We start from the raw sequence: 16,690 nt of genomic DNA, 5'->3' as shown, positions 1-16,690 counted from the left end.
GCGCGGCGCTCACCATCCTTGGCCAGCCCGCACCCGAACTGGACCTGGTGTTTTTCCTTCAGCAGGCCTCCTGAACACAACAACCATGCGAACGAGACAACGACCATGAGCGCCACCATCTACGACAACCCCGACCACGAACTGCTGCGCGACCAGGTGGCGCGTTTTCTGGAGCGCGAAGTGGAGCCGCATGCAGCGGCGTGGGAAGAGACCGGCATGGTGCCGCGCGATGTGTTGCGCCGCATGGGCCAGGCGGGTTTGCTGGGCATCGCCTTCGAGGGTGAATACGGCGGGGCCGACGCCGACGCCATGACCAATCTGGTGTTTGCCGAAGCCCTGTCGCAAAGCACCTTTGCCGGTTTCATCATCACCGTGCTCGTGCACACCGACATGGCCGGCCCGCACCTGCACCACGCCGGCACCCCTGCGCAGAAGGCGAAGTACCTGCCCAGGGTGACGGCGGGAGAGCTGATCACCGCGGTGGGCATCAGCGAGCCCGGCGCCGGGTCTGACGTGGCGGGCATGCGCACCACGGCGCGCCGGGATGGAGACGAGTGGGTCATCAACGGCACCAAGATGTTCATCACCAACGGCGTGCACGGCGACCTGTATTTCGTGGCCGCCAAGACCGGCACCGCGCGGCACGACATGTCGATGTTCATCGTCGAAAAAGGCACGCCGGGTTTTACCGTGGGTCGTGCGCTCAAGAAGACCGGCTGGCTCTCCAGCGACACGGCAGAACTCGTGTTCGACAACGTGCGCATCCCCGCCGGCAACCTGCTGGGCGAGGAGGGCAAGGGCTTCTACTCGGTGATGAAGAACTTCCAGACCGAGCGCATTGCCCTGGGCGCGATGGCCATCGGCCACTGCACGCAGGCGCTGAAGATCACGCTGGACCACGTGCGCCAGCGCCAGGCCTTCGGTGCCACGCTGTGGGATCAGCAAACCATCCGCCAGCGCCTGTCGATGCTCGACGCCAAGGTGCGCGCAGCGCGCCAGTTCATGTACCACTGCGCCTGGAGCGTGACCCAGGGTCACGACATCGTGCAGGAGGTCTCCATGCTCAAGGCGCTCACCGGTGAACTCGTCAACGAGGTGGTGCAGACCTGCCAGCAGTTCCACGGCGGCATGGGTTTCATCCGCGAAACCGCCATTGAACGGCTGTGGCGCGATGCGCGGGTGCTCGCCATTGGCGGTGGCGCGACCGAGGTGATGCTCGAAGAAGTCGCAAAGAGGTATTGAATATGAGTGATGTGCTTGACGTGACCCGCCCCAGCGCCCATGTGGCGCATGTGTGGCTCAACCGGCCCGATGTGCGCAACGCGTTCAACGACGATGTGATCGCAGCGTTGACCATCACATTTGACGTTTTGTCGAAAGACGAGGACTTGCGCGTGGTCGTGCTCGGCGCGCACGGCAAGGCTTTCTGCGCCGGCGCCGACCTCAACTGGATGAAGGCCATGGCCAGCTACAGCTGGGATCAGAACCGCGCCGACGCCCAGAAGCTCGCCGACATGCTGTGGACGCTGGACCAGTGCCCGGTGCCCATCGTGGGTCGGGTGCAGGGTGACTGTTATGCCGGCGGCATGGGGCTGGCCGCCATCTGCGACGTGCTGGTGGCGGTGGAGGGCGCGACCTTCTGCCTGTCCGAAGCGCGCCTGGGCCTGCTGCCCGCCACCATCAGCCCGTATGTGGCGCGCGCGATGGGCGTGCAGGCTTCGCGCCGCTACATGGTCACTGCCGAGCGGTTCAGTGCGGTGCGTGCCCACGAGATCGGCTTCGTGCACGAGCTCGCCACACCCGAGACGCTGGACGCCAAGGTGGGCGAACTCGTCGCCACGCTGGTGGCCAATGGACCGAAGGCCTCGCGCGAATGCAAGCGCCTGGTGCGCGATGTGAGCGGCGTGCCCATCACCGAAGCACTGCGCAGCGAGACCGCGCGCCGCATCGCCGACGTCCGCGCCAGCGACGAGGGCCGCGAAGGCCTGCAGTCCTTCCTGGGCAAACGCGCACCCGGCTGGTTGCCACAGAGCTGAACGGTCATGACGGACGCCCTCGCTTCCCTGGGAACGCCCGAGTTGCTGGCCTTGGCCGGTGCGCTCGGCTGGGCCAGCGGTTTCCGTCTGTACGCGGTGGTGTTCCTGGTCGGCATGGGCGGTGCCGCAGGCTGGATGGAACTACCCGCCGGCCTGCAGGTGCTGCAGCATCCGGCGCTGCTGGGGGCCAGCGGCTTCATGCTGTTCGTCGAGTTCTTCGCCGACAAGATCCCGGTAGTGGATTCGCTGTGGGACATGGTCAACAGCGTGGTGCGCATTCCTGCTGGCGCGGCGCTGGCAGCGGGTGTTTTTGGTGCCGACAGCGGCGCGCTGGCGCTGGCCGCGGCGCTGCTGGGCGGCTCGCTGGCCGCCACCAGCCAGGCCGCCAAGTCCACCACGCGCGCCGCCATCAACGCATCGCCCGAACCGTTCTCCAACATCGCCATGAGCCTAGTGGAAGACGGCCTGGTGGTCGGCGCCGTGTGGCTGGCCACGAACCACCCCGTGGCCTTCGGCGTGTTGCTGCTCATCACCGTGGTGCTGATGTGGATCGTCACCTGGATGCTTTTCAAATTCCTGCGTGTGGTGTTTCGCCGCGCACAACGTTTCTTCTCCGGACCTGTCAAGGAAACCTGATGTTCACCAAAATCCTGATCGCCAACCGTGGCGAGATCGCCTGCCGCGTTGCCGCCACCGCCCGCCGCCTGGGCGTGCGCACCGTGGCCGTGTATTCCGATGCCGATGCGAGGGCCAAGCACGTGGCGGCGTGCGACGAGGCCGTGCACATCGGCGGCAGCGCGCCCAAGGACAGCTACCTGCAGTGGGAACGCATCATCGAGGCCGCGAAGGCCACCGGGGCGCAGGCCATCCACCCGGGCTATGGCTTCCTGAGCGAGAACGATGCGTTCGCGAATGCCTGCGCCAACGCCGGCATCGCCTTCATCGGCCCGCCCGCGTCCGCCATCCTCGCTATGGGGCTGAAGGCCGAGTCCAAGCAGCTGATGGAAAAGGCCGGTGTGCCGCTGGTGCCCGGTTACCACGAGGCCGACCAGGACCCCGCCATGCTCCAGCACGAGGCCAACCGCATTGGTTACCCGGTGCTCATCAAGGCCAGCGCCGGCGGCGGTGGCAAGGGCATGCGCGCGGTGGACAAGGCCGAGGACTTTGCCGCTGCGCTGGCCAGCTGCCAGCGCGAGGCGCGCAACAGCTTCGGCAGCGACGCGGTGCTGATCGAAAAATACGTGCAACGCCCGCGCCACATCGAGATCCAGGTGTTCGGCGACACGCACGGCAACTGCGTTTACCTGTTCGAGCGTGACTGTTCGGTGCAGCGCCGCCACCAGAAGGTGCTGGAAGAAGCGCCCGCGCCCGGCATGACGCCGGAGTTCCGCCAGCAGATGGGTGCGGCCGCCGTGGCCGCGGCCAAGGCCGTGAATTATGTGGGCGCCGGCACGGTGGAGTTCATCGTCGAGCAACCACCCGAAGGCGGCATGCGGTTCTTCTTCATGGAGATGAACACGCGCCTGCAGGTGGAGCACCCGGTGACCGAGGCCATCACCGGGCTCGACCTGGTGGAGTGGCAGCTGCGTGTGGCCAGCGGCGAGCCGCTGCCGCTCAAGCAGGACGAGCTGCGCATCCATGGCCACGCTATCGAGGCGCGCATTTGCGCCGAAACGCCCGACAACAACTTTTTGCCCGCCACCGGAACGTTGACCGTTTACCGCAAGCCGGCCTGCACCGCATTCGAACGCGGTGTGGTGCGCGTGGACGACGGCGTGCGCGAGGGCGACACCATCAGCCCGTTCTACGACTCCATGGTCGCCAAGCTGATCGTGTTTGGTGCCACGCGCGCCGAGGCCCTCGCGCGCATGGACGCCGCCCTGGCCGAGACGCGGATCGTCGGCCTGTCCACCAACGTGCAGTTCCTGCGCCACGTGGTGAACAGCCCGTCGTTCGCGCAGGCCAACCTTGACACCGCACTGATCCCGCGCGAAGCGGCTGTGCTGTTCCATCAGGACAAGGTCGGCCTCGCGCTCGCGGTGGCCTCAGCCGTGGCGCAGACCCTGGTGACGGAACGTGCCTTGGAATCAACCGACCCGTTCTCGCGCCGGGACGGCTGGCGCCCGCACGGCCTCACCGTGCGCCGCTTCGACTTTGAATATCTGGGCGAGTCGCTGCTCGCGCACCTCACCTACCTGCACGACGGTGCGCTGCAGCTAGCCTTTGGCGACGTCAGCGGCGTGCTGCAGTTCGAGAGCTTGCCCACCGAGGGCGGTTCCCGCATGGACCTGCAGTTCCAGGGCCAGCGCCAGACGGTACAGACCTGGCAGCTCGGAGAGATCGTGCACATCTTCTGCGCGCTCGGCGCCACGCAGATCACCGAGATCGACGCGCTGGCCCACGCCGGCGTGGCCGCGGCCGACGGCGGACGGCTGACCGCGCCCATGCCGGGCAAGGTGCTGTCGTTCGCGGTGAAGGCCGGCGACGTGATCAAGAAAGGCCAGGCGCTGGCCGTGATGGAGGCCATGAAGATGGAGCACACCATCGCCGCCCCGGCCGACGGCACCGTGGCCGAGCTGCTGTACGCGCCCGGCGACCAGGTGAGTGAAGGCGCCGAGCTGCTCAAGATCACCGCCGCGTGAAACGTGTGACTGCGCGCGCGGGCCGCTTCTTTTAAGCTCGCCGCATGAACATCACCATCTGCGTAGCCCAAACCAAAGCCGCCCCCTGGGAAGAGGGCTTTCGCGCCTTGCTGCCCGAGGCCCATGTGAGCACCTGGAAGCCCGGCGACCCGCAGGCCGACCACGCCATCGTGTGGTCACCGCCGCAAGCGTTTCTGGACGAGCAACCGGGCCTCAAGGCCATGTTCAACATCGGCGCCGGTGTGGACGCGATCATGAAACTGCGCCTTCCGCCGCAGACCCTGGTGGTGCGGCTGGACGACGCCGGCATGTCGGTGCAGATGGCCGAGTACGTGTGCCACGCCGTCATCCGCCACTTCCGCGAGTTCGACGGCTACGAGGCCGACATCGCCGCCGGCCAGTGGTCGTACCGCAAACCCCGCAGCCGCGCCGACTGGCCCGTGGGCGTGATGGGCATGGGCGTGCTCGGCGAACGTGTGGCGCGCGCCCTGCATGTGTTTGAGTTCCCGGTGCACGGCTGGAGCCGCACGCCCAAGGCGGTGGAAGGCGTGGTGTGCCATGCGGGCATCGACAGGTTCGACACGTTCCTGTCGTCGTGCCGCGTGCTGGTGAACCTGCTGCCGCTCACGCCCGACACAGAGAACATCCTCAACCGAAAGTCGCTGGCCCGGTTGCAAGCCGGCGGCTATGTGATCAACGTCGCGCGCGGCGCGCACCTGGTCGAAGACGACCTGATCCACCTGCTGGACAGCGGACATCTGTCCGGCGCCACGCTGGATGTGTTCCGCACCGAACCCCTGCCCGCCGACCACCCCTTCTGGCAACACCCCAAAGTCACCGTGACCCCGCACACCTCGGCGCGCACCCTGCGCGACGAAAGCATCGCGCAGATCGCGGGCAAGATCGTGGCGCTCTCGCGCGGCGAGCCCATCGCCGGCGTGGTGCACCGCGATCGCGGTTATTGAAAGCGAGTCCCCCATGAACATCCCTTCCCGCGTCCGCCTCATCGACGTCGGTCCGCGCGACGGCCTGCAGAACGAGAAGCAGCCGGTTCCTGCCGCCACGAAGATCGAGCTGGTGCACCGCCTGCAGGCCGCTGGCCTGCAAGAGATCGAGGTCACCAGCTACGTGAGCCCCAAGTGGGTGCCGCAGATGGCCGACAACCACGATGTCATGGCCGGCTTGTCGCGCCAGAGCGGCGTGCGCTACTCGGTGCTCACGCCCAACCTCAAGGGGTTCGAGGCGGCAGTGCTCGACCAGCCCGACGAGATCGTGGTCTTCGGCGCGGCCAGTGAAGCCTTCAGCCAGAAGAACATCAACTGCAGCATCGCCGAGAGCATCGAGCGCTTTGCACCGGTGGTGGAAGCGGCGCTCGCGGCCGGCATTGCCGTGCGCGGTGCCATGAGCTGCACCGTGGGCTGCCCGTACGAAGGCGACATAGCCCCCGAGCGTGTGGCCTATCTGGCCGGGCTCATGAAGGGCATCGGCGTGCAGCGCGTGGACGTGGCCGACACCATCGGCGTGGGCACACCGCGCAAGGTGCAGGCCGCTATCGAGGCGACGCTGCAGCACTACGGCATCGACGACGTCTCGGGCCACTTCCACGACACCTACGGCCAGGCCTTGTCGAACACGCTCGCTGCGCTGGAGTTGGGCGTCTGGAACTTCCAGTCGTCCGTGGCTGGCCTGGGTGGCTGCCCCTACGCCAAAGGCGCCACCGGCAACGTGGCGACCGAAGACGTGGTCTACCTGCTGCACGGCATGGGGATAGCGACCGGCATCGACCTGGACGCGCTGGTGGACGCCGGCGCATACATCAGCGAACAACTCGGTCGACCCAGCGGCTCGCGCGTGGCGCGTGCGCTGCTGGCCAAACGCGCGACCTGAGGCAAACAGGACCTGCGTCCCGCCGCCTCAAGCTGTTCTTGCGGGCGCGCTCAGGCGGCGGGCACGTGCAGCACGCAGCAGGGCACGTAAGAATCAAACCAGTCCTCCGTGTTCATGGCGGGGAACGCGTCGCTTTTGTCGCTGGGCAGGCTGGTCTTGCCAGGGTAGCGTTGCCAGATGTGGACCGAGACGTCGAAGGCGTAGCCGCTCAAGCTGCTGCCCGTGATGTAGAGGGCCGCTGCCTGATCCTCGTCCAGGGGCGTGTTCAGTTTGCCGATCGTCACGCTTTTGACCTGGGGCAACCAGCGGTTGTGGAAGTTGTCGACGATGTATGACCAGTCGGTCGGTTTCACGGCGCAGGCGATCTTGCCGCCGTGGCGCTTGCCCCACGCCATGGGTTCGTTCATCAAGGCGGCGACCAGCTGGACCTGAAAGCGGCGCTGCACCTGCAAGGCGGCCTGGGCCGTCTTCAAACTGTGGCGCAGATCGGTGGTGGCCTTTTCAGCGGTCGTGAGGACAGCCCTGGCCTTGAGTTCGTCCTCGGGACCCATGGGCTTGTTGGCCAGGATATCGAGAGGGCTGATCAGATCCGCGCAGGCCTGCGTCAGCGGATTGTCGGTGCCGAGCTTCCTGGCCAGGGTCAGCATGTCCTGGATCTCGCCGAAGAAAAAGGCGGCTGTGGCTGACAGCGCGTCCTGAATCGTTCCATCGATGTCGGCTTCCTTCGGCGTGATCGCAGGCGGTGCAGGCTCGGTTTTGCCTTTGGCGGATGGGGCGGGCGGCTGCCTGCCGGCAGCGGCGTTCTCGGTCGCCAGGATTTTTGCTCGGTCGATGGGGCTTTGCGCGGGTCGTGTGACCGGGCCTTCGATCCAGCGCAGGAGCTTGGGGACCGACCAGGAATGGGGCTGGTCGAGGTCGACTTTCTCCTGTCCGGGTTGCGAGGCGGTGGGTGACTTGCGGAACCTGCGTGCCATCTCTGCCAGTTTGGGCGTCATGGCCTGGTTGGCCGCGTTCACCGCCTGCCGAAGGCTGGCCAGTGCGACCTTGCTGCTCTCGGTTTTTGCGCCCATGGGCACGTTTGCGCTCACCGCAGCAATGCTGGCAAAAAGGGTCTGCGTGTTCTGCATCCGCAGCTGACCCTCGGCCCAGGCCACGTGCGTGTCAAAGATATCCTCGTCCAAGCTGGCAGGGTTGGCCAGCTTGTCCTTCATGATGCGCACCAGAATGTCGTAGATCACGCACATGTCCATCGCCGATCTCAAGGGCAACAGCTTGTTGATGATCTTCGGCAAAAACCCGATATCCAGGTTTTTCAGGGTCTGCATGAACGATGACTGGGTTTCATCGCATTCAGCGGGTGCACGCGTCAGCATCGTGCTGATGAACCAGGCGGGAAGACCGCCCGTGACCGGAACCTCTCTGGTTTCCTGCTCATGCAGGAATTCGAACAAACCACCCCACAGGTGAGGGAATGCCTGGCCCCCCTTCACCAGATCCCCCGAGCCCATGAGCTTGAGCACCATGTCGCTCATGATCTGGCCACAGGACGTTCTGATCAACTCGACGATGCGCGATTCGGGCCAGAGGATGGCGACCTGTCGCAATCGCGAAACCTTGCTTTGCACCGCGTCGGAATGGTCGGTGGTCTGGGCAAGGCACGTGGCGATGGCGCGGTCGATCAGCGCCTGGCGTGCCCGGCGCGATGCCTCGGGCAGGCGCTCGTGCGCCATGCCCATGTACAGGTGAAACTCCAGGTCCTCGCCGGCGTCCTTGCTCAGCGCGCCGATGATCTGTTCCAGTGTGAGGGAGATCCGCTTCTGGACATCGGGTGGGTCTGCGGCGAGCTCCTTCTTGATGAAGGCCTGCAGCAGGGTTTTGCGTCCCATGATCAGTTGGGGATCGGCGCCGACATCACCAGGCGATCCATAGCTGGGAAATGAAACGATCACGCCCGCTTCGGGCGAGTAACTGAGCCATCCGTACATGCTGTTTTCCTTTGGTTTCCGTGAGTCGACACACGGCTTGAATGTCTTGCCCAGTGTGGGCAACAACAGCGGGTTGGACCTGATGGACGGCTGATGAAAGGATGAACTTGCCCTGTCGGCCAGGCGGGCTCGGGTCCGCGCAGGTGTCTTCGCTGGTTCATCTGGCGCACCGCCAGCGAATGCTCGACCAGCAAGGCCGTGGCATCATTTCGGCTCGTTTGCTTTTGCGGGTTGCTTCATGGATTTCCACGTCTGGCTCACCTATTTCGCCGCTGCCTGGGTGATCGCGATTTCTCCCGGTTCAGGTGCCGTGCTGTCCATGAGCCATGGTCTGGCCTACGGCGTGGGCCGCGCGGGCGCCACCATCGTGGGCTTGCAGTTGGGCCTGGCGGTGATCCTGCTGGTGGCGGGGGTGGGCGTGGGCGCGCTGCTGCTGGCCTCGGCCACCGCCTTCACCGTGGTCAAGTTCGCCGGGGCGGGCTACCTGATCTGGCTGGGTTTGAAGCAATGGCGCTCGCACGTGAGCTCCACCTTGGCCAGCGGTGAACATGTGCCGGTGCAGGCGGGTGTGCCGTCCGCGCGCGAACGTTTCGTCACCGGGTTCTTCACCAACGTGACCAACCCCAAGGGCATCGTCTTCATGGTGGCGGTGCTGCCGCAGTTCATCGATCCGCAACGCCCGCTGTGGTTGCAGCTTCTGGTGCTGCTGGTGACCACCATCGCAGTCGATCTGGTGGTCATGCACGGCTACGCGTTCCTGGCCTCGCGCGCGCAGCGCTGGCTGGCCACGGCAAAAGCCCAGCGCGCACAGAGCCGGGTGTTCGGCGGCGTGCTCATGGCCATGGGCGCGAGTTTGCTGCTGGTCAAGCGCGCGGCCTGAATCTCCCGCCGGCTCAGGTGGGCGACGGGACGTGGAGTACCGCGCAAGGTGTCAGTGTGTCGATCCAGTCCCCGGTGTTCATGGGGGAGAGTGGCAACACGCTGGTGCCTGGGGCACTCTCGCGTCCTGCCCTGCGCAGCCAGAGGTGCACCGACACATCGAACTCATAGCCGCTGAGGCTTTTGCCCGTGACATACAGACCCAGTGCCTGGTCGGGCTGCAAAACCCGTGGGACCCCGTCCACCGTGATGCGCTGGTTCCAAGGGAGCCACCGTCGGTGGTATTCCTCCGCGACCCATGGCCAGTCGCTGCGTTTCAAGCGGCATTGGATCACCCCTCCATGCCGTTTGCCCTCCACCATCGGCTCGTTGTACAAAGCCACGCTCAGCTGCCGATCGAAGTGTTGACGCAGTTGCGCGTCGGAGGCCATCGTTCGAAGGTCGAGCCGCAACTGGTCAACCGCCAACGACGCTGTGTGCAGCAGCGCGCGGGCCTTTTGGTCATCTGACCTGTCCTCCTTCTTCAGCTTCTGCAGTGGCGCGAGCAGGTCCAGGCAGTGCTGCGCCGCCGGGGAGGCCGCACCCAGCGCCTTGGCCCTGAACAGCATGTCGTCGATGTCACCGATGAAGAACCCGGCGGTGGTGCTCAGTGCGTTCTGAACCGCAAGATCGATGTCGAGAGCGCTCAGGTCCTTGTCGGCGCGGACCGCCTTCTCAGGCATCCTTGTTTTGGCGCGCGCTTCTTGTCGTGCAGCCTTTTCTTTCAGGACAAACCTGGCGCGCTCCAGCGGAGCCGGGGCTTTTTCCAGGATCGGACCCTCGATCCACCGCAACAAGCGGCTCACCGACCACGCGTGGACCGGGTCGAGGTCGCCGGGTGCGGTCGGCGCCGCTCCCGGCGTCACCGGCACCTTGTCCCGTTCTTTTTGACGCTGCAGGCGCTCGGGCGTCATGCGCAAGAGCTGCAGCCAGAAGGCCTGCCCTGCGGCGATGACCGCCGCCGTGTTCTGTTCATTCACCCTGCGACCCAGGTTGACGCCAAGACGGTTCGCATCCATGGTGCTGGCAAGCACCGCCCGAGTGCGAGCAAGTTCGGCCGTGCGGCCCAGGGCCACCTGGTTGGTCACGGCAGTATCCATGTCCTCCTCCATCGATCCGTTGAGCTTCGCTGCCTGGCAGTCTTGCAACACATTGACCAGGATGTCGCCTTCGGAGACCACCAGCAAGCCTGCGCTGCGCAGCGCGACCACGGTTTTGCTCACGGCGGGCAGGAGCTTGAATCTGGCGGCGTTTTCCACCAGTTCGATGAACCCGTCCCGTTCTGCCCATGGCCGCGAGAACAGGGTGTTGAACAACAAACGGTCTTCATCCGAGCGGGAAACCACGCCCATCGAGGCAGCCACCACTTCAAGGTGGCTCGCATGGGCGAAGCAGCAGGTGTCCCAGGGGGAGACTTGGCCGAACACCATCTGCAGTCGGGCCGCCTGGCTGCAAACCACCTCATTCAGGAAGGCGTCAGGCGTCAGCGGAGCCATCAACTTGATGTAGGCCATGCAGACCGCCATGGCCGGCGGCAGCGTCATTGAGAGGAAATACGTGTCCAGCGTGGCGGCGATGCGGCCCTCACGTTCCTTGCGCCGCGCCACCGGAAGCCGAAGGTGCGCCAAGCCCAGGAAAAGATCGGACACCAGGTCCTTGCGGTCGAGGGGCAAACCCCTGCAGATGGCGCTCAGGCAGGCGATTTCTGCGGGTGTGAGATCGGGCACCTCGGTCTTCAACTGCTTGAGTGCGTTGCCTCGCCCGGCGGCTTGAACCGGGCTCAGATTGGGCGGGTCCAGATCGATACGGAGGAAAAAATGGACGGCCCATGGGGTCTCGGTATCGCCGGGATCGAATTGCAGTTGGCCGTACATGGCGGGTCCTCGAAGGGTTGGGTTTCAGGCGGCTTGGTGCGGCCCGCAGGGGCCGAAGCCAGTGTGTGCAGCGAAGTGGTCGCCGACCATCCCCGCACAAGCCCATGCCGGCAGGCAATGCCGCGTGTCGATACCATCGGAGCCCATGAGCGATGTGTCCTGTTCCACCACCCCGGCCGTTCAACGCGTCACCGACCACCTGCGGTCGTTGAACCACCCGCACCCGCCCCGCATGCTTGAAGACGCCGCGCGCACCGCACAGCAGGCCGCCGACGCGTTGGGTGTGGCGCTGGGTCAGATCGCCAAGAGCATCGTGTTTCGCCGCAAGAGCGACGAAGTGGCGGTGCTGGTCGTCACCTCGGGCGACCTGCGCGTGGACGAGAAAAAGGTGCAGGCCATCGTCTGCGCTGAAGGCGGCAAGCTCGGCCGGGCCGATGCCGAATTCGTCAAGAGCACCACCGGTTTTTCCATCGGCGGTGTCTCGCCGCTGGCGCATGCCACGCCGGTGGTCACGCTCATCGATGCGCAGCTGTTCCGCTTTGACACCGTGTGGGCCGCTGCGGGCCATCCGCACGCGGTGTTCCCCCTCACGCCCCAGCAACTCCAGACCCTGACCGGTGCACCCGTGCACGACGTCACCGTGGTCTGACACCTCTGCCCACCATGTCCCTGCCCACCCGCCCGCCCGTCACACTCCAGACCGCCCGCGCCAAAGCCGGTGTTGCCCCCGGCGTGCCTTCACCCTGCATCTCGGTGTGCGAGATGGACGAAGCCACCAGCTCGTGCAAGGGGTGCTTTCGCACGCTGGCCGAAATCTCGCAATGGAGCCGCATGGCCGATGCCGACAAGATCGCGGTGTGGCAGCTGATCGAAGCCCGGCAGGTGCCGGTGGCCGCACCATGACCACCTCCGGCGCGGCCCTGCGCGAAATCAGCTTCCACTACGACCCGATTTCGCCCTACGCGCATCTGGCTTTCGAGCGCCTGCCCGAAGCGCTCATGGGCCACAGCGTGGTGGTGCGTTACAAGCCGGTGCTGTTCGCCGCGCTGCTCAAGGCCCACGGCCAGCTGGGCCCGGCCGAGATCCCTGCCAAGCGCGACTGGACCTACCGCCAGGTGAGCTGGCTCGCGCACCAGCACGGCGTGCGGCTCGACCTGCCGGCGGCCCACCCGTTCAACCCGCTGGCCCTGCTGCGCCTGGGCCTGGCCTGCGCCACCGATGACGCACCGGGCGACACCAACCGTTTTGTTGCCGAACAGCTGTTCCACCACGTGTGGCACGGTGGGCAGGACGCCACCGACCCAGCCCGCCTGGCCGAGCTGCAGGCCCGGCTGCAAGACCACATGGCGCAGCGCGGCAAACCCTGGAGCCCACCCGACGGTGAGGTGGTGAAGCAGCGCCTGCGCGCCAACACCGACGAGGCGCTCGCTCTCGGTCTGTTCGGCGTACCGGCCATGGTGGTGGAGGGGCGCGTGTTCTGGGGGCTGGATGCGCTGCCCATGCTGCGCGCCTGCCTTGACGGTGACGTCTGGTTCAACACCCAGTGGTCGGCCGCGGCCGACCGCCCCGTGGGCGTGCGGCGCCCGGGCTGATTCACCCGGCCAGCGGCTTCGCCCAGCCGGTCCAGTTTTTGGGGGGCGGCGGGGCGTAGTCGCCATGCTTGCTGGTTCGCAGGCCCAGCGCGACCAGTGACTCGGCCAGTTTCACCGCCACGCTCACACCGTCGATCACCGGCACGCCCAGGCGCGTGCTGAGGGTGGCACACAAGGGGGCCATGCCCGCGCAGCCCAGAACGATGGCGCCGCTGCGGTCGCGCGCCAGCGCCGCGCGCGCGGCCGACTCGATGCGCGCCACCAGCGCTTCGCCCGCCTGCTCCAGCTCCAGCACCGGGATGTCGGTGCCGTGCACGCCCCGGCAGCGGCGCTCCAGCCCATAACGGTGCAGCAGGTGCTCGGCGGTGATGCAGGTGCGCGTCATGGTGGTCACCACCGAAAAGCCGGTGCACAGAAACGAGGCAGCGTGGAATGCCGCCTCGGCGATCCCGATCACCGGCGCGTCGGTGGCTTCGCGCGCTGCGTCCAGCCCCGGGTCGCCAAAACAGGCGATCACCACCGCGTCTGGCCGCGGGTTCGCCAGGCGCACCTGCTCGGCCACGCCGGCCGCCGCGATGGTTTCTTCGAAGTGGCTTTCGATGGACTCGGGCCCGAAGCTGGGCTGCACCGCGTGGACGCGTGTGCCCGGTGCGGCCACCGCCCGCGCGGCCTCGGCAATGGCCTGCGTCATGGCCGTGGAGGTGTTGGGATTGATCAGGAGCAGGTTCATGTGAAGTGCCTTTGAAGGCCCCATTGCGGTGAATATTGCATACAAAAAATCAATGTCAGCGCCACATACTGGGGCAAAACCGGTTGTGTCTGCGTCAAGCTGGTGCAAGAATAAATCACGAAATACCCAAAAAACAGCCTGTTTTTCTCACGAAATCAGGGCGTGGAGCGGGAAGTTTCGTTTTCGTCGAAATCGTGGTGGCACGCAGGTTGCATACAAAAATCTTGCCAGGCCATTCTCCGGCTGCGCACCCGCCTGGGGCGGAATGTGCACCGGGATGAGCGTGCCCACCCCAGGTCTTGCCCTTTGTTCCACCCGAAACCGCTGGAGTCACGATGAACCCGATCCCAACCTCGCCCCGCCTTGCGCCCCGATCCCTGGGCTTTGTTCTGGCCGCCGGCCTGATCGCCGCCCTGGCCTCGCCCACCGTGATGGCGCAAGAAAAGGTCTTGCGCATCGCCATGACCGCCGCCGACATTCCGCGCACGCTCGGCCAGCCCGACCAGGGTTTCGAGGGCAACCGCTTCACCGGCATCCCGATGTACGACGCGCTCACACACTGGGACCTGTCCAAGGGCGACGCCGCCAGCGTGCTCATCCCCGGCCTGGCCACCTCGTGGGTCACCGACGCCACCGACAAGACCAAGTGGGTCTTCAAGCTGCGCCCGGGCGTGAAGTTCCACGACGGCTCCGACCTCAACGCCGATTCGGTGGTGTGGAACGTGCAGAAGGTGCTGGACAAGGACGCCGTGCATTTCGATGCCAGCCAGGTCGGTGTGACCGCCTCGCGCATGCCCACGCTGCGCAGCGCCCGCAAAATCGACAACCTCACGGTGGAGCTGACCACCAGCGAGCCCGATGCCTTCCTGCCGCTGAACCTGACCAACCTGTTCATGGCCTCGCCCGCCCACTGGCAGAAGAAGTTCGAAGCCGCCGCAGGGGCCACGCCCGCCGACAAGGCCAAGAACGCCTGGACGGCGTTTGCCTCCGACGCCTCGGGCAGCGGCCCCTTCAAAATGGCCCGCTTCCTGCCGCGTGAGCGCCTGGAGCTCGTGGCCAACAAGACCTACTGGGACCCCAAGCGCACGCCCAAGCTCGACCGTGTGGTGATGATCCCCATGCCCGAAGCCAACGCCCGCACCGCCGCACTCTTGTCCGGCCAGGTCGACTGGATCGAGGCACCATCGCCCGACGCCATGCCGCAGATCACGCAGCGCGGCTTCAAGATCTACAGCAACGCCCAGCCCCATGTGTGGCCGTGGCAGCTGTCGTTTGCCGAGGGCTCACCCTGGCTCGACAAACGCGTGCGCCACGCGGCCAACCTGTGCGTGGACCGCGAAGGCCTCAAGACCTTCCTGGGCGGCATGATGGCCGTGCCCAAGGGCACGGTGCCCCCGGGCCACCCCTGGTGGGGCAACCCCAAGTTCGACATCAAGTACGACGTGAAGGCCGCGCAGGCCCTCATGACGCAGGCCGGCTTTTCGGCCGCCAAACCCATGAAGGCCAAGGTGCAGATCTCGGCCTCGGGTTCGGGCCAGATGCAGCCGCTGCCCATGAACGAGTTCGTGCAGCAGTCGCTCAAGCAGTGCCACATCGACATCGAGTTCGACGTCATCGAATGGAACACGCTGTTCACCAACTGGCGCCAGGGTGCCAAACACCCGTCGGCCAACGGCACGCACGCCATCAACGTGAGCTACGCCGCCATGGACCCGTTCTTCGCCATGGTGCGTTTCACCAGCACCAAGACCTTCCCCCCGGTGTCCAACAACTGGGGCTACTTCGGCAACCCCGAGTTCGACAAGCTGATCGCCGATGCACGCACCAGCTTTGACGATACCCAGCGTGATGCCGCATTGGCCAAGCTGCATGCCCGCATCGTGGAAGAAGCGCCGTTCATCTGGATCGCGCACGACGTAGGTCCACGCGCCATGAGCGCCAAGGTCAAGGGCGTGGTGCAGCCGCGCAGCTGGTTCATCGACATCGCCCCGATGTCGGTGGACTGATCCGCCTCCACCCCGTGGCCCGTGTGGGCTGCGGGGCTTGCCAGGACTTTGACCGGAGGTTCGCGCGATGCTGACTTTTCTTTTCCGGCGTGTGGTCTACACGCTGCCCATCATGCTGGGCGTGGCGCTGGTGTGTTTTGCGCTGGTGCACCTCTCACCGGGCGACCCGCTGGTCTCCATCCTGCCGCCCGATGCCTCGGTCGAGCTGCAGCAGCAGCTGATCGAGCTCTACGGTTTCAACCGTTCCTACCCGGAACAGTTCGCCAGCTGGGTCTGGCGCGCGCTGCAGGGTGACCTGGGCACATCCATCGCCTCGGGCCGTTCGGTCACCGAAGAGGTGATGCGCGCGGTGGTCAACACCTTGCGCCTGGCTGTGCTGGCCACCGTGATCGGCTTCGTCTTCGGTTGCCTGTTCGGTTTTGTGGCGGGCTACTTCCAGAACTCCTGGCTCGACAAGGCCGCCTCGCTCACCTCGGTGCTGGGCGTGAGCGTGCCGCACTACTGGCTGGGCATGGTGCTGGTCATCATCTTCTCCAGCATCCTGATGTGGCTGCCGCCGGGCGGCGCCGGCCCGGGCGGCTCCAGCGAATGGATCTGGGACTGGGAACACGTCAAACACATGATCCTGCCGGCCGTGACCATGAGCGTGATTCCCATGGGCATCATCGCGCGCACCGTGCGCGCGCTGGTGGCCGACATCCTGGCGCAAGAGTTCATTGTGGGTCTGCGCGCCAAGGGACTCACCGACGTGGGCGTGTTCACCCACGTGGTGAAAAACGCCGCGCCGACCGCGCTGGCCGTGATGGGCCTGCAACTGGGGTACCTGCTGGGCGGCTCCATCCTGATCGAGACCGTGTTCTCGTGGCCCGGCACCGGCTTCCTGCTGAACTCCGCCATCTTCCAGCGCGACCTGCCGCTGCTGCAGGGAACCATCCTGGTGCTGGCCATGTTCTTCGTGGTGTTGAACCTCGTGGTCGACGTGATCCAGACCTTGCTCGACCCCCGAATTGCCCGCTGAAG

At 65.9% G+C, this 16,690-nt stretch carries 16 protein-coding genes; 13 read left to right on the top strand and 3 right to left on the bottom strand.

The window, feature by feature from the left end; all coding sequences use genetic code 11:
* Window positions 1-105 precede the first annotated feature (105 nt).
* Genes Q0C59_RS07145 through Q0C59_RS07120 form a run of 6 tightly spaced genes read left to right on the top strand, consistent with a single transcriptional unit; the run spans window position 106 to window position 6,565 of the window.
* Window positions 106-1,242, top strand: coding sequence for an acyl-CoA dehydrogenase family protein (locus Q0C59_RS07145; protein WP_291213564.1), 1,137 nt, complete (start codon window positions 106-108; stop codon window positions 1,240-1,242).
* 2 nt (window positions 1,243-1,244) lie between these two features.
* Window positions 1,245-2,036 (top strand): enoyl-CoA hydratase/isomerase family protein, encoded by a 792-nt coding sequence (locus Q0C59_RS07140; RefSeq protein WP_291213562.1) that lies wholly within the window; start codon window positions 1,245-1,247, stop codon window positions 2,034-2,036.
* A gap of 6 nt (window positions 2,037-2,042) precedes the next feature.
* Window positions 2,043-2,672: a DUF4126 domain-containing protein gene (locus tag Q0C59_RS07135; RefSeq protein ID WP_291213560.1), complete on the top strand. Its 630-nt coding sequence runs from the start codon at window positions 2,043-2,045 to the stop codon at window positions 2,670-2,672.
* The gene (locus Q0C59_RS07130; RefSeq protein ID WP_291213558.1) at window positions 2,672-4,678 is read left to right on the top strand and encodes an acetyl/propionyl/methylcrotonyl-CoA carboxylase subunit alpha; all 2,007 of its coding nucleotides are present in this window, start codon (window positions 2,672-2,674) and stop codon (window positions 4,676-4,678) included. The genes Q0C59_RS07135 and Q0C59_RS07130 overlap by 1 nt, the downstream gene beginning before the upstream one ends.
* A 44-nt stretch (window positions 4,679-4,722) precedes the next feature.
* On the top strand, window positions 4,723-5,643 hold the full coding sequence (locus Q0C59_RS07125; RefSeq protein WP_291213556.1) for a glyoxylate/hydroxypyruvate reductase A: 921 nt from the start codon (window positions 4,723-4,725) through the stop codon (window positions 5,641-5,643).
* Window positions 5,644-5,656: 13 nt separating this feature from the next.
* A complete protein-coding gene (locus tag Q0C59_RS07120; RefSeq protein WP_291213554.1) occupies window positions 5,657-6,565 on the top strand; it encodes a hydroxymethylglutaryl-CoA lyase in 909 nt (302 codons plus the stop codon).
* Between the two features lie 50 nt (window positions 6,566-6,615).
* Here the strand turns inward: Q0C59_RS07120 and Q0C59_RS07115 are convergent, their stop codons facing one another.
* On the bottom strand, window positions 6,616-8,016 hold the full coding sequence (locus Q0C59_RS07115; RefSeq protein WP_291213552.1) for a hypothetical protein: 1,401 nt from the start codon (window positions 8,014-8,016) through the stop codon (window positions 6,616-6,618).
* On the opposite strand from Q0C59_RS07115, the gene Q0C59_RS07110 reads away from it, so the two are divergent.
* Together Q0C59_RS07110 and Q0C59_RS07105 are read left to right on the top strand one after the other, a co-directional pair.
* Window positions 7,999-8,505, top strand: a complete 507-nt coding sequence (locus Q0C59_RS07110; RefSeq protein ID WP_291213550.1) for a hypothetical protein — start codon at window positions 7,999-8,001, stop codon at window positions 8,503-8,505. The two genes, Q0C59_RS07115 and Q0C59_RS07110, sit on opposite strands and share 18 nt — an antisense overlap.
* Window positions 8,506-8,788: 283 nt before the next feature.
* On the top strand, window positions 8,789-9,430 hold the full coding sequence (locus tag Q0C59_RS07105; RefSeq protein WP_291213548.1) for a LysE family transporter: 642 nt from the start codon (window positions 8,789-8,791) through the stop codon (window positions 9,428-9,430).
* 13 nt (window positions 9,431-9,443) lie between these two features.
* On the opposite strand, the gene Q0C59_RS07100 is transcribed toward Q0C59_RS07105, so the two are convergent.
* Window positions 9,444-11,012 (bottom strand): hypothetical protein, encoded by a 1,569-nt coding sequence (locus Q0C59_RS07100; RefSeq protein WP_291213546.1) that lies wholly within the window; start codon window positions 11,010-11,012, stop codon window positions 9,444-9,446.
* Between the two features lie 475 nt (window positions 11,013-11,487).
* Here Q0C59_RS07100 and Q0C59_RS07095 point away from each other — a divergent pair, with 475 nt between their 5' ends.
* From Q0C59_RS07095 to Q0C59_RS07085, 3 genes are read left to right on the top strand one after another with little or no spacing between them, the layout of a single operon-like run.
* Entirely contained in the window at window positions 11,488-11,991 is a 504-nt protein-coding gene (locus Q0C59_RS07095; RefSeq protein WP_291213544.1) for a YbaK/EbsC family protein, read from the top strand.
* Window positions 11,992-12,005: 14 nt separating this feature from the next.
* Window positions 12,006-12,245, top strand: a complete 240-nt coding sequence (locus tag Q0C59_RS07090) for a DUF1289 domain-containing protein (protein WP_291213542.1) — start codon at window positions 12,006-12,008, stop codon at window positions 12,243-12,245.
* Window positions 12,242-12,934, top strand: coding sequence for a 2-hydroxychromene-2-carboxylate isomerase (locus Q0C59_RS07085; protein WP_370654296.1), 693 nt, complete (start codon window positions 12,242-12,244; stop codon window positions 12,932-12,934). The genes Q0C59_RS07090 and Q0C59_RS07085 overlap by 4 nt, the downstream gene beginning before the upstream one ends.
* A 1-nt stretch (window position 12,935) precedes the next feature.
* On the opposite strand, the gene Q0C59_RS07080 is transcribed toward Q0C59_RS07085, so the two are convergent.
* Window positions 12,936-13,664: an aspartate/glutamate racemase family protein gene (locus Q0C59_RS07080; protein WP_291213540.1), complete on the bottom strand. Its 729-nt coding sequence runs from the start codon at window positions 13,662-13,664 to the stop codon at window positions 12,936-12,938.
* Window positions 13,665-13,999: 335 nt separating this feature from the next.
* On the opposite strand from Q0C59_RS07080, the gene Q0C59_RS07075 reads away from it, so the two are divergent.
* Together Q0C59_RS07075 and Q0C59_RS07070 are read left to right on the top strand one after the other, a co-directional pair.
* A complete protein-coding gene (locus Q0C59_RS07075; RefSeq protein WP_370654297.1) occupies window positions 14,000-15,670 on the top strand; it encodes an ABC transporter substrate-binding protein in 1,671 nt (556 codons plus the stop codon).
* Between the two features lie 67 nt (window positions 15,671-15,737).
* Window positions 15,738-16,688, top strand: a complete 951-nt coding sequence (locus tag Q0C59_RS07070; protein WP_291213538.1) for an ABC transporter permease — start codon at window positions 15,738-15,740, stop codon at window positions 16,686-16,688.
* The last annotated feature ends 2 nt before the right edge of the window (window positions 16,689-16,690 follow it).

Source organism: Hydrogenophaga sp. (assembly GCF_022844385.1).
In the GTDB taxonomy this organism is placed as follows: domain Bacteria; phylum Pseudomonadota; class Gammaproteobacteria; order Burkholderiales; family Burkholderiaceae_C; genus Hydrogenophaga.
The sequence above is the reverse complement of the archived record's forward strand: the minus strand, read 5'-3'. Positions and strand labels throughout refer to the sequence as shown.

Excerpts from the sequence above, each read along its gene's own strand:
- Q0C59_RS07075 (WP_370654297.1), top strand. The coding sequence starts at position 14,000 with ATGAACCCGATCCCAACCTCGCCCCGCCTTGCGCCCCGATCCCTGGGC.
- Q0C59_RS07110 (WP_291213550.1), top strand. The coding sequence starts at position 7,999 with ATGCAGGAATTCGAACAAACCACCCCACAGGTGAGGGAATGCCTGGCC.
- Q0C59_RS07145 (WP_291213564.1), top strand. The coding sequence starts at position 106 with ATGAGCGCCACCATCTACGACAACCCCGACCACGAACTGCTGCGCGAC.
- Q0C59_RS07120 (WP_291213554.1), top strand. The coding sequence starts at position 5,657 with ATGAACATCCCTTCCCGCGTCCGCCTCATCGACGTCGGTCCGCGCGAC.
- Q0C59_RS07080 (WP_291213540.1), bottom strand. The coding sequence starts at position 13,664 with ATGAACCTGCTCCTGATCAATCCCAACACCTCCACGGCCATGACGCAG.
- Q0C59_RS07135 (WP_291213560.1), top strand. The coding sequence starts at position 2,043 with ATGACGGACGCCCTCGCTTCCCTGGGAACGCCCGAGTTGCTGGCCTTG.
- Q0C59_RS07125 (WP_291213556.1), top strand. The coding sequence starts at position 4,723 with ATGAACATCACCATCTGCGTAGCCCAAACCAAAGCCGCCCCCTGGGAA.
- Q0C59_RS07090 (WP_291213542.1), top strand. The coding sequence starts at position 12,006 with ATGTCCCTGCCCACCCGCCCGCCCGTCACACTCCAGACCGCCCGCGCC.
- Q0C59_RS07100 (WP_291213546.1), bottom strand. The coding sequence starts at position 11,012 with ATGACGCTGCCGCCGGCCATGGCGGTCTGCATGGCCTACATCAAGTTG.
- Q0C59_RS07095 (WP_291213544.1), top strand. The coding sequence starts at position 11,488 with ATGAGCGATGTGTCCTGTTCCACCACCCCGGCCGTTCAACGCGTCACC.
- Q0C59_RS07085 (WP_370654296.1), top strand. The coding sequence starts at position 12,242 with ATGACCACCTCCGGCGCGGCCCTGCGCGAAATCAGCTTCCACTACGAC.
- Q0C59_RS07140 (WP_291213562.1), top strand. The coding sequence starts at position 1,245 with ATGAGTGATGTGCTTGACGTGACCCGCCCCAGCGCCCATGTGGCGCAT.
- Q0C59_RS07130 (WP_291213558.1), top strand. The coding sequence starts at position 2,672 with ATGTTCACCAAAATCCTGATCGCCAACCGTGGCGAGATCGCCTGCCGC.
- Q0C59_RS07070 (WP_291213538.1), top strand. The coding sequence starts at position 15,738 with ATGCTGACTTTTCTTTTCCGGCGTGTGGTCTACACGCTGCCCATCATG.
- Q0C59_RS07105 (WP_291213548.1), top strand. The coding sequence starts at position 8,789 with ATGGATTTCCACGTCTGGCTCACCTATTTCGCCGCTGCCTGGGTGATC.